The 9,988-nt window shown below is 30.1% G+C and carries 15 protein-coding genes; 7 read left to right on the top strand and 8 right to left on the bottom strand.

Annotation, left to right across the window (positions count from 1 at the left end; genetic code table 11):
- Positions 1 to 84: 84 nt before the first annotated feature.
- Genes FHQ08_RS12205 through FHQ08_RS12195 form a run of 3 tightly spaced genes read right to left on the bottom strand, consistent with a single transcriptional unit; the run spans position 85 to position 1,497 of the window.
- On the bottom strand, positions 85 to 309 hold the full coding sequence (locus FHQ08_RS12205; protein ID WP_230914664.1) for a hypothetical protein: 225 nt from the start codon (positions 307 to 309) through the stop codon (positions 85 to 87).
- On the bottom strand, positions 293 to 868 hold the full coding sequence (locus tag FHQ08_RS12200) for a hypothetical protein (RefSeq protein ID WP_230914663.1): 576 nt from the start codon (positions 866 to 868) through the stop codon (positions 293 to 295). Before FHQ08_RS12200 ends, FHQ08_RS12205 begins: the two co-directional genes overlap by 17 nt.
- Positions 865 to 1,497, bottom strand: coding sequence for a nucleoside/nucleotide kinase family protein (locus FHQ08_RS12195; RefSeq protein ID WP_230914662.1), 633 nt, complete (start codon positions 1,495 to 1,497; stop codon positions 865 to 867). The genes FHQ08_RS12200 and FHQ08_RS12195 overlap by 4 nt, the downstream gene beginning before the upstream one ends.
- Positions 1,498 to 1,519: 22 nt before the next feature.
- On the opposite strand from FHQ08_RS12195, the gene FHQ08_RS12190 reads away from it, so the two are divergent.
- Complete coding sequence (locus tag FHQ08_RS12190) at positions 1,520 to 2,314, top strand: phosphotransferase (protein ID WP_230914661.1); 795 nt, start codon at positions 1,520 to 1,522, stop codon at positions 2,312 to 2,314.
- On the opposite strand, the gene FHQ08_RS12185 is transcribed toward FHQ08_RS12190, so the two are convergent.
- From FHQ08_RS12185 to FHQ08_RS12170, 4 genes are read right to left on the bottom strand one after another with little or no spacing between them, the layout of a single operon-like run.
- On the bottom strand, positions 2,306 to 3,226 hold the full coding sequence (locus FHQ08_RS12185; RefSeq protein ID WP_230914660.1) for a DNA methyltransferase: 921 nt from the start codon (positions 3,224 to 3,226) through the stop codon (positions 2,306 to 2,308). The two genes, FHQ08_RS12190 and FHQ08_RS12185, sit on opposite strands and share 9 nt — an antisense overlap.
- A complete protein-coding gene (locus FHQ08_RS12180; RefSeq protein ID WP_230914659.1) occupies positions 3,216 to 4,250 on the bottom strand; it encodes a hypothetical protein in 1,035 nt (344 codons plus the stop codon). The genes FHQ08_RS12185 and FHQ08_RS12180 overlap by 11 nt, the downstream gene beginning before the upstream one ends.
- On the bottom strand, positions 4,247 to 4,489 hold the full coding sequence (locus FHQ08_RS12175) for a phosphopantetheine-binding protein (RefSeq protein WP_230914658.1): 243 nt from the start codon (positions 4,487 to 4,489) through the stop codon (positions 4,247 to 4,249). Before FHQ08_RS12175 ends, FHQ08_RS12180 begins: the two co-directional genes overlap by 4 nt.
- A complete protein-coding gene (locus FHQ08_RS12170; RefSeq protein WP_230914657.1) occupies positions 4,470 to 5,141 on the bottom strand; it encodes an aminoacyl--tRNA ligase-related protein in 672 nt (223 codons plus the stop codon). The genes FHQ08_RS12175 and FHQ08_RS12170 overlap by 20 nt, the downstream gene beginning before the upstream one ends.
- A gap of 341 nt (positions 5,142 to 5,482) precedes the next feature.
- Between FHQ08_RS12170 and FHQ08_RS12165 the strand changes: the two genes are divergently transcribed.
- From FHQ08_RS12165 to FHQ08_RS12140, 6 genes are all read left to right on the top strand, one after another.
- Entirely contained in the window at positions 5,483 to 6,217 is a 735-nt protein-coding gene (locus tag FHQ08_RS12165) for a CPBP family intramembrane glutamic endopeptidase (protein WP_230914656.1), read from the top strand.
- Positions 6,214 to 7,014, top strand: a complete 801-nt coding sequence (locus FHQ08_RS12160; RefSeq protein ID WP_230914655.1) for a hypothetical protein — start codon at positions 6,214 to 6,216, stop codon at positions 7,012 to 7,014. The genes FHQ08_RS12165 and FHQ08_RS12160 overlap by 4 nt, the downstream gene beginning before the upstream one ends.
- A 66-nt stretch (positions 7,015 to 7,080) precedes the next feature.
- Entirely contained in the window at positions 7,081 to 7,314 is a 234-nt protein-coding gene (locus tag FHQ08_RS12155; RefSeq protein WP_230914654.1) for a PqqD family protein, read from the top strand.
- Between the two features lies 1 nt (position 7,315).
- Positions 7,316 to 8,092, top strand: a complete 777-nt coding sequence (locus FHQ08_RS12150) for an ABC transporter ATP-binding protein (RefSeq protein WP_230914653.1) — start codon at positions 7,316 to 7,318, stop codon at positions 8,090 to 8,092.
- Positions 8,092 to 8,874 carry an ABC transporter permease gene (locus tag FHQ08_RS12145; protein ID WP_230914652.1) on the top strand — a complete coding sequence of 261 codons (783 nt, stop codon included), beginning with the start codon at positions 8,092 to 8,094 and terminating at the stop codon, positions 8,872 to 8,874. Before FHQ08_RS12150 ends, FHQ08_RS12145 begins: the two co-directional genes overlap by 1 nt.
- Position 8,875: 1 nt before the next feature.
- Positions 8,876 to 9,643, top strand: a complete 768-nt coding sequence (locus tag FHQ08_RS12140; RefSeq protein WP_230914651.1) for an ABC transporter permease — start codon at positions 8,876 to 8,878, stop codon at positions 9,641 to 9,643.
- A gap of 160 nt (positions 9,644 to 9,803) precedes the next feature.
- On the opposite strand, the gene FHQ08_RS12135 is transcribed toward FHQ08_RS12140, so the two are convergent.
- Positions 9,804 to 9,988, bottom strand: a 185-nt coding sequence (locus FHQ08_RS12135; protein ID WP_230914650.1) for a transposase, incomplete at its 5' end; no start/stop codon positions are given.

Genomic DNA, 9,988 nt, shown 5'->3' with positions numbered 1-9,988 from the left:
TTGAGGTCAAGGATCATCTTCTTGAAATCTTCATCAAATGTTTTTCTCTTTTTGGTCATTTTGGACACGTCCTATTCTTAGTAGTTAGATTCTACCAAACCGTGTCCATGAAATCATCCTAACATCAAAATGTGAATATTTTTTTAGTCCTCTAATATCTTTCTCTCTATTTATAATTTTATTTGTTGGCGAATATGAGTTCCATGAACTTACATATACTTCCTTCTTTTTCTTTTTTAACAACTCAACTAGTTCTTTAATCAAAGTACTTTTCCCTGCACCTGTAACACCCTCAACTGTAATTAACATTATTTTCCCTCATAAACTTGATTATTTCTATCTTTGCCTTTTCTAAAATTTCCTTTTTCGACTCATATTCTGCATCAAAAAAAAGGTACTTCTGATGGGTAGTATTTAAGTATGCACCATTCAAAAAGTCTTCAAAGTCTCTCATATTTGTCTTCTTTCTGTACTCGATCTCCTTATTACTATATCTTTGTGCATGTTTTAGTGAATCAATCAAATTTGAACTATACAGTACAATAAAAAGAATTTTAAATTTTTCTTCAATACTTTTCTTTACTAAGTTTGGAATATCCTTCAATGATGAGTTTATCAGTGCATTTTCAAAATTGAAGTTCTCAATTCCATAAGTATGACCCGGTTTACCAGACATTATCCAGATCTTTTTTCTATCAATCAATTGTTTACTATTAATAAATTTGTAGAAATCAGTATCGTCCCCTCTATGATTTCTAGTAGTAACATGCCTAGGCAAAACCAAACCGTTAAATTTAGATATTTCATTAATTAAGCTTGATTTCCCGGTCATACTCTCTCCACAAATATCTATTACAATCTTTTTCATTTATTCACTCCAACCACACTTTCAATAATTTTTGCTCTATATTCAACTTCCCGGCTCCCATCAATAACAATAGCGGTGTTCGGTAATAACTCTAAAGATAAATTTCGAACCATACTTTGATAATTTATGAATGAATCATGCTTATTTTTATCTTTTTCTATATCTAAGCCCGCTTCCCAGTAAGTTACAGGATCTGCTCCAATCAAATTTCTTCTTCTCCACGCAACCTGTGGACAAATATCAAAATAAAACAAATGCTTATCAAAACTGAAATAACTATTCCATATGGATATTAAATTATGTGCTTTAAAATTATGTGCTATTGCCCTTCCTACTATAGAATATATGTATCTGTCTATGAAAACTATATCCATATCAGACCGCTCACTATTTCTATTAATTTGATCAGCTAAACTCGCAAAATGCAAAAAAGTATTCGTAACAATATCATATTTTTCTTTTTTTCCAGCATCAATTGATTGTTTTACAATATTAGACATATTAAATGGAATTCGAACAGATTTTATACTATAATTTTCCATAAGTTTATTCTGCAAAAATTTAATAGTCGTAGTTTTTCCAGCTCCATCATTACCATCACAAACTATTATTGTTGGTTTTTTCTTCATAACTTTCCTCCAAGGTGATAATATGAAATATCTTTATGGTTTATCAAAAAATAAAATCTATCTATCTGCCAATGGAAAAATAATAAAATCATTCCCAGATTCTAAACAAATGCTAAGATCTTATACAGGCCAGGCCCTAGCTTCAAATGCTCTTCCAAGCCTAGTTAAAATACCAAAAATTATAAACAGTAACACTATTTCCTACGACTTTGTCAGTGGTTATAGTGTTCCAACTTTATCCCTAAAACAATTTTTAGAAGTCAGAAGAAATCTAAATAGATTCCATACGATAAGCCACAAAGATCATCTCCAAAATATTAATATTCCAACTTACAATAACTATATAGAAGAAATTTTGAAAAATTTTACTTCTGAACTCTCCCTTATTTCCTCACTAAAAATAAAACGACCACATCTAACCTCTACCTTGTCTAAGTCAAATTTATATCTTTCTCATATGGACCTCCATGGAAATAATTTACTGTGGAAAGATACAGCATCACTCGCTGGAATTATCGATTTTGACCAAGTAGCTTGGGTTCCAAGCCACTTGGACGATGTAATAATGGCACTCAGAACTTCCTTTGACTTTAACCACTTCTACCCAGAAAAAACATTGTCTCTTTTTAAGTCAAAAGTTGAATCATTGCAAATTAGCAATTCTAGTGCAAAACAATTTATATATATATACATATATAAAGTAATAATAGAAAAGATATACTATTTTAGTGAATATCACGACCTTAATATAATTTACGGTTCAGATTCACTTGATAAATGGGCTATTATTGAGCAACTTATAGATCGCTCATTCTGAATATATAACATGTAATTTTTTATTCATCTTAAGATCTTTCATTGTTTGAGTGATTCTATATACTGCTAAGTTTTCAACGCTCCCATATACTTTGTCCTTCTTTAACTTTGGCATTTGAACTAAAGTAAATGTATTGTTTTTATTATGTTCATAATTACCTCTTAAAATAGATTCTGCAGTTGTTCCAGACCCCGAAAAGATATCTAAAACTTTGTTATCTTGATCAATCTTCAAAAACACTTCGAAAATTCTTTTTAAAAGCCTAACAGGTTTTGGATAGTTTGTAACTGCTTCTTGGTTAAACCTCTTATTGATTTCTTCCTTTGCCTCATTTTGATACTCGCTCGTAATTATTTCTTTATTACCAGCACTTCTCGTGTATGAGCTTACACTAAGTACTTTCTCAGGAATAATAAATGTTGATACTCTTTTTGAAACCTTTGATTCACTGGACATTCTATAGCTAACAAAATATTCATGTTCAAAAGAAATATCTTTTTCTCCCTCGAAGTAATCCCTTCTTTGCCAGACAAATGTTGCAACATAATTCTCTTTTCCGAAAGTTTTATCAAGAATAGTACGTGTATTTGCAATTTCATGATCATCAATAGACATGATAATAAACCCATCTTTTTTTATAAATTCTCTAGCTATTTCTAGCCTTTTCTGGATCATTTCTGACCAAGAATCAATACACGTACCTTTTTCTTTTCCTACAAAGTCTTCATTCCCTGTATTATACGGTGCATCAATATACATTAAATCGAACACTTTGCCAATATTACTTTGTTCAAGCGATCTAAGTACTTTAAAATTTTCTCCCACGATAAGTTGATTTTCGCCTATCCAATTGTTACTTTTCTCTATATATTTTTTTAAAGATCCATCATAAACAGTACCATCAATCATCATTATTGAGCTCCTTAACAAAAAAGTTTTCAAATTTTTTCTCCTTGGTTTCATCAGTTATCCGAAGAATTTTTGCATAATTATTCACATTCACTCTTTTTTTAAAATCTACTAACCACTTACCAACAACTTCTCCATTAAAGAAGACATGGGAATCTTCAACTTGTTCTCTATAATTTTTAGAAAATTCATCATTTGGAAATAAAAATCTAAAATGTTGCAAAACAAATTTAAAAGCTTCCACATCTTCAGGTGATAGAAATTCCTTATGCAATAAGTTAAAGTCTACTTGACATTTTTTTAATAACCACTTCAGTTCAACGTACCTCAAAAGAACTATCCCTTTTCCGTGAAGTATAGAATGAATATTACGTTCTGAATAAAAAATTGACAGAATCATTAGCTTTAATGAAGAACAATCCTTCAAATTAATGAAATCATTTTTACCCTCAATATTTTTTTGCAAATCCACCTGTACAATTTCATTCTCAACAACAGCACGATAAGATGGCAAAGTATCTCCAAATATTTCTTTTAAAACGACTTCCCTTCTAGAGGGTTTTTTCAAATTAGCCATATCCAGAGTTCCTTGTGAAAAATTATTTTTTAATAATGTTTCTTTTATATTTTTTTCAACTTCTTTTCCACAAATCAAAAGGTCAATATCTTTTAATTGAAGACTTCCCAAATGTTCAAAATCATAATCTAATAATAGGCTGCCCTTGATTAACCTGAAGCCTTTATCTTTTTTTAATATTCCTAAAACCTTTAAAAATATCTTATTTCTCCTTAAGTTATTTAAATATATCAATCGAGACATATTCATAAACCAATCAGGAACAAAAGAAACATTGTCATAAAAAGAAAGATACTCATAAAAAAGCCCCAATATTTTATTTTTCGACATGTTCACATACAAATTCGCCCACTGATCTTCACTAATATGACTGTATTCGGTTTTCTTTTCCCTAGTTGGCTCAATTAAGTTAATAGTGTCGGTAATTAGGTTTATCTCGATATTTTTCATTTATTTCTCCCTTCTAATGTATTTATAGTAAGCTGTATTGCTTGAATAGAACTGAAATTCTCTTTTTTTAAAAATTCAGAATTAAATTTCAGCCCTAATTCTTTTTCAAGAGCTACAATAACTTCAACTACACCTAAGGAATCCAATCCATTTAACCATTTATTGCCATTCATAATATCACGGTCACTAAGTTCACGACACGACACGATATCAATAATCTTATTGATATTTTGATTCATTGCTTAACATCTCCAACCTATCAATACCAATACCAAAGCACCCCGTGACAAACCCTTCCTTTGCCGTGAGTCCCAAAGCTCTAAAATACTTTTCACCATGAAAGTTAGCACTAGCTATTGAAATTTGAGCAGTATTCGATTTAACTGAAACTGATAATTCTTGTTTATTTTTTTGACTGAGTTGAAGTTGCTTTAATACTTCCACCTCACGTTGGCTCAAGAAAAAGCCATCACTTGCCTGTAAAATCTCTGATTCTATCTTTAACTTATCCGCTATCACTCCTTTCAACTCCATAATGTAATCATCAAGGCGTCCTCTAACAAAGGTTTCCTCTCCGATAATTAAAAGCTCCATCATTTTGAATTTTCTTTTCCGATACTTATCAATATTTGTTTCGTTTCGATAGCAATAATTGATAGAACTATATATTTTTGGCTGATAAAACTCTCTTTTATCAGTACAAAATTTTTTAAACATATCAAAACAAACGGTTGGACTAAAAAAAGTATCTCTTTTACTTTTAATCAAATATTTTCCAAAGAGATTGTCATAGCCAGTTTGTTCTATAAAGTCGCTATCCAAAATATTAGAAGTATGCATCTTTTCACCCTTCCTATAAAATTGGTTAACAATTTCCGTCCACTCGTCCATGTGAGTCCTCCTTCGTATAGTTCCAATAAAAATGTAAAGCTATATTACATCAAAAATTAACCATATTCAAATTTTTTTAATCTTAAAATTATTTTTATAATTGTATTGACATTTTTTATTATTGAATTATAATCAAATCATTCTAATAAGAAAGGAGCATTTTTATGGAAAGTAATACAGACAACTACACAACTCCGCAGATTTCTGAAGTACAAGATGTTGCAGCACTATGTCTTGAATGCTAGAACGTAGTTATAAGTGCTTCATATTATGTGTTATATATGAGAAAAGGCCCAGCTGGGCCTTTTCTCATATATAACAAAACAATAGGAGACTCTAATATGGACTACTTTAATGCAAAAACCAATTTTTTATATTTATCGATACTGCTGCTAGTCGCAATATCATATTTAGAAAACAATTATTTATTATTGAAATTTTCTTTTATGTGGATTTTGTATATCATTTTTGTTGGAAATGGGCATAGGTTACAGCTTAACTCTCAAATCTTGGAGACACTACTTCGTAGGCTAGTTAATATAATTATAATAGTTAGTCCTATTTTTATATTCAATATACGTATATATTTTGAGCGTTTTTCTATTAAATACCTATTGGTTGCATTTATTTTAGGATTTTTAAATAACTTAATTGTAAAAAAAATAAATCCTACAATTTCAAACAGAATTATTCTTGAGACACAAATAGCTCTTACCACCTTTACAACGAAACAAGTAAAAATGACATTTGTCCGTCTGCTCAGTTTACTTTTTTTCCCAATCGGAGAGGAAATTTTTTTTAGAGCCACCGTTCTAGCATCACAAATAAACTTCTTTGCTATTTCAGTATTTATTTCTAGTATTATTTTCCCTCTTGCACATTTTTCTTTCAACTGGACTACGGGTTTTAAATTTAAAGATGTTCTTTTACAGATAGAGCTAAGTGTAATATCCAGTGTACTAATATGCTCATCTCAAAGCATATATCCATCTCTACTCATACACTATATTTTCAATTATTATAGCTTTAAAAAAAACTATTTCATTCTATTTTATTTAAAGAGGTGTGCTTCATGATTTGTGAATATAATAAAAAAAAAGTTATAGAAAATTTCAGAATATTTAAAGAAGGATTTAAAAAGAATTATCCTTACTTTTCCTTGCAACAATCAATCATGCTTCAAACTGGTTCTATCATTGCAAAAACTGCTAATGATAATTCCGATATAGATATAATTATAATTTCTCCCCACATCCATGATATTGACAGTACCTATACTTCAGCCTTTAAAAAAGATATTTTTTTTAATTTTTCTGGGTATTCATTTGATGTAGAGATATGGGATCAGAAATTTATTACGGATCTAATCGTTAAAATTAATTCAATAGATATCAATGATATACATACCAGAACAAAAAACAGCTTATCCTTTAACGAATTAGCTCCAGATGAAACACTAAATATTCTCAATAGAATATTAATAGGGGTTACAGAAGATCAAAACCCCAACCCACTATTCCACTCAATAAACAAGGAAAATTATTTTGAATTAGGTAAAAGGTGGTATACAAACAAATTCGATAATGCATACGACGACTTTACAGGAGATATTCAATTGGGATTATATAAAAGTGCAATATTCCAATTGAATCAGCAACTCGGTAACGTATTAATCGCGTTTTTATTAGGCCAGCATGTTTACATTGATAGAGAAAAATGGGCTTTAAAAGTATTAAGTAGTTGTCACAACAATCTACTTATAAAGAAAACCTCGGAACAACTATTCATGATCCAAAATAAGTTGAATATTATTTCTGATGAAAAGTACTGTTCAGACCTAATTAGCTTCTTAAACAAGATATTAAACTATTAAAATATACAACTGAGAAGGGACTCGAAATCTATGACATACTATTTAAGAGACGACAAAAATTATCGTATGCGAAAAATTGCGCATGAATACATTCTTATTGGAAAAAATAGTTCGCTCATGTTCAATAACAGTGCTCTTATTGTTTGGCAAAAATTGTCCAAACAAACTTCTTCTGATGAATTAAAGTTAATGTTGGAAGATAAATATCCAGAAATTGATAGTGAAAGAATCCAAAATGATCTACAAAATTTATTAGAGTACATGGTTAATAAAAAAATCATAAAAAAGGTCAAAGGTTAATATGGACAATACAAATATAATTACAATAACTGATCTTACGAGAATTTTTAAAAATAAAACCGGCTGGTTCTCACCTACTGAAGAAGTTACAGCCCTAAATAACGTTAGTCTAAAAATTAAAAGAGGAACAATCTTCGGACTCCTTGGACAAAATGGAGCTGGCAAATCAACAACCATAAAAATACTCACCACCTTGCTTCTTCCAACATCTGGCAACGTCTTGATTGATGATTTGGATGTAACGAAAGACTATAAGGAAATTCGCAAGAAAATAAATTTTATATTTGGTGGAGAACAAGGCGTCTATAAAAGGCTTACTCCATTGGATAATCTTATATATTTTGGAAATTTGTATAAAGTAAATACCCACACTCTAAAAAAAAGAATTCCTGAATTGCTTAACCAAGTTGACTTATATGATGTAAAAGATCGACTTGTTGAAAACTTTTCTAAAGGAATGATTGAGCGCTTGCAAATAGCTAAAGGCTTAATAAATTCTCCATCTATATTATTTATGGATGAGCCCACTATTGGCTTAGACGCGCTTAGTGTTAGGAAGATACATGGTCTAATAAAGAACCTAAACGATCATGGAACAACAATAGTTCTAACAACACATTATTTGAAGGAAGTTGAAGAACTATGTAGCTCCGTTGCCATTATAAACAAAGGAAATTTGGTGGCAAAAGGTACTCCTGATGAAATAATTGAAAAATATGCCACTAAGGGTAATGATTTGGAGTCTGCTTATATTTCTATTATTAAGGGGGATAGCTAATGGCTTTTTTCCAATCCATATTTTACAATGTGTTATTACAATTTAAGATGTCTTTATCCAGACCAATGTATCGTTTTACATTAATAGTAAGTCCAATTGTAAATACAATGTTAATATTTGAAATGTTTAGAAAATCCAATGTTTCTGACGCAGCTAATTACATAGTATTTGGTTCAGGTCTCATGGGACTATGGTCAAGCATAACGTTCTCATCTATCGGGGATATTTCCAGAGAAAGATACATTGGAACACTCTCAACAGTGTATGTCGCTCCTCTAAATTTTAACTTAACAATTTTTTATAGAATAATAGGAAACACTATACTTTCAAGTATGGCTTTTCTAATCTCAATAATATCGGCACATTTATTTTTCAAAATATCCATGCCTATATATCACAAGTACTATTTTATTATTAGTTTTATAATGATAATTGTAAGCTTTTCTATAATTTCAATGCCAATTTCTTACCTTATGTTAATTTCCAGAAAATCATCTCTATATATGAACATGATTGAATATCCAATTTTTATTCTTTGTGGATTTGCATTTCCAACAAATAAACTTCCAGCACTTATTAGATTTATAAGTTACGTTTTAACGCCGACATGGACAACTAAATTATTACACGAATCTCTACATAAGAATTTAGATATTTACCAGATCAATCATGCATTTAAAGAAACCATATTATTAAATTTAATATACTGTCTTTTCATTCTGATTTTGTGGAAACATATCGATTCTCAAGTTAGAAAAAATGCAACACTCGAGGTGGTCTAATTTGTCAAATAGCTTTTGGATACTTTCATGGCTTCCCTTTAAATCAGAAAATAGTATTAGTTCATTTAAGGAATATTTTCTTCTAGAAGTTGTTTCTCCGATTTTTAACCTATCTTTTTTTGTTCTAATAGCTTCTTTCACTCGTCCTAACTCTGATTTAAATACTTGGGTAATTGGTAATTCTTTTTTACTAAGTGCCAACTTATCTTTATTTAGAGTCGGATCAATAATGGTTAAAGAACGCTATAATGGCAGACTTGAAACCTTAATTGCTTCACCATCATCGACCTTTAGATTTATATTAGCAAATACGATATTTCCAGTAATTGTCTCAACCATTACAACTATATTCGGCCTTCAAATTTCATCTTATTTTTTTTCTCAAAGTATACATTTATCTTTTAGTCTGTTCCTCATTATTATCTCAAGCATGTTTTCTAGTGTGTGCTTTGGTCTTTTTCTTTCAAATCTTGCTTTTATTACAGATAGTCTTAACTTTTTGTTGAATTTATTTTATTATATTTTATTAATGTTTTCTGGAGCCAATTTTCCAATATCTCAACTGCCTCACTATTTGAGATTTATTAATGACATAATTCCCTTAAGTCATGGAATTACATCAGCAAAATTATATTTATCTAATAGTAACTTTAAATATCAATTATTTCTAGAATTATTGGTAGGTATATTTTATTTAAATCTAACTATATTTTTCTCTTTCTTTCTTGAAAAAAAAGCGAGACAGATAGGTAAACTTGGTTCATTTTGATTAAAACGATTCGTCAAACGGGTCGTTTGCACTGAGGTTATAATCCTCTATTACCGAGGTGGCTGAGACAAAACTAACACTTTGTTTTCAACCACTCATTTTTTTAGTTCAAGCCAATTTGTCCTTGCCGCTTTTGCTCACCCCTTAAGGGGTGCTTGTACTACTTACTACCCTTAAAAGGGTCTTCATATTCCCGAACACTTAATTTATCAACGGCGATATCATGTTTTTCCTGTTCTCTGATATATTTCCTAATTGTTGCTTCATTGATGCCCACCGTTGTCACATAATAGCCTTCTGACCAAAAATGACGGTTTCCAAATTTATATTTCAGATTTGCATGTT

The organism is Agrilactobacillus fermenti, assembly GCF_021030645.1.
Taxonomy (GTDB): domain Bacteria; phylum Bacillota; class Bacilli; order Lactobacillales; family Lactobacillaceae; genus Agrilactobacillus; species Agrilactobacillus fermenti.
The sequence above is the reverse complement of the archived record's forward strand: the minus strand, read 5'-3'. Positions and strand labels throughout refer to the sequence as shown.

What these genes read in the sequence shown, in the direction of transcription:
- FHQ08_RS12205 (WP_230914664.1), bottom strand. Translation starts at nt 309, where the DNA reads ATGTTAATTACAGTTGAGGGTGTTACAGGTGCAGGGAAAAGTACTTTG.
- FHQ08_RS12200 (WP_230914663.1), bottom strand. Translation starts at nt 868, where the DNA reads ATGAAAAAGATTGTAATAGATATTTGTGGAGAGAGTATGACCGGGAAA.
- FHQ08_RS12195 (WP_230914662.1), bottom strand. Translation starts at nt 1,497, where the DNA reads ATGAAGAAAAAACCAACAATAATAGTTTGTGATGGTAATGATGGAGCT.
- FHQ08_RS12190 (WP_230914661.1), top strand. Translation starts at nt 1,520, where the DNA reads ATGAAATATCTTTATGGTTTATCAAAAAATAAAATCTATCTATCTGCC.
- FHQ08_RS12185 (WP_230914660.1), bottom strand. Translation starts at nt 3,226, where the DNA reads ATGATGATTGATGGTACTGTTTATGATGGATCTTTAAAAAAATATATA.
- FHQ08_RS12180 (WP_230914659.1), bottom strand. Translation starts at nt 4,250, where the DNA reads ATGAAAAATATCGAGATAAACCTAATTACCGACACTATTAACTTAATT.
- FHQ08_RS12175 (WP_230914658.1), bottom strand. Translation starts at nt 4,489, where the DNA reads ATGAATCAAAATATCAATAAGATTATTGATATCGTGTCGTGTCGTGAA.
- FHQ08_RS12170 (WP_230914657.1), bottom strand. Translation starts at nt 5,141, where the DNA reads ATGGACGAGTGGACGGAAATTGTTAACCAATTTTATAGGAAGGGTGAA.
- FHQ08_RS12165 (WP_230914656.1), top strand. Translation starts at nt 5,483, where the DNA reads ATGGACTACTTTAATGCAAAAACCAATTTTTTATATTTATCGATACTG.
- FHQ08_RS12160 (WP_230914655.1), top strand. Translation starts at nt 6,214, where the DNA reads ATGATTTGTGAATATAATAAAAAAAAAGTTATAGAAAATTTCAGAATA.
- FHQ08_RS12155 (WP_230914654.1), top strand. Translation starts at nt 7,081, where the DNA reads ATGCGAAAAATTGCGCATGAATACATTCTTATTGGAAAAAATAGTTCG.
- FHQ08_RS12150 (WP_230914653.1), top strand. Translation starts at nt 7,316, where the DNA reads ATGGACAATACAAATATAATTACAATAACTGATCTTACGAGAATTTTT.
- FHQ08_RS12145 (WP_230914652.1), top strand. Translation starts at nt 8,092, where the DNA reads ATGGCTTTTTTCCAATCCATATTTTACAATGTGTTATTACAATTTAAG.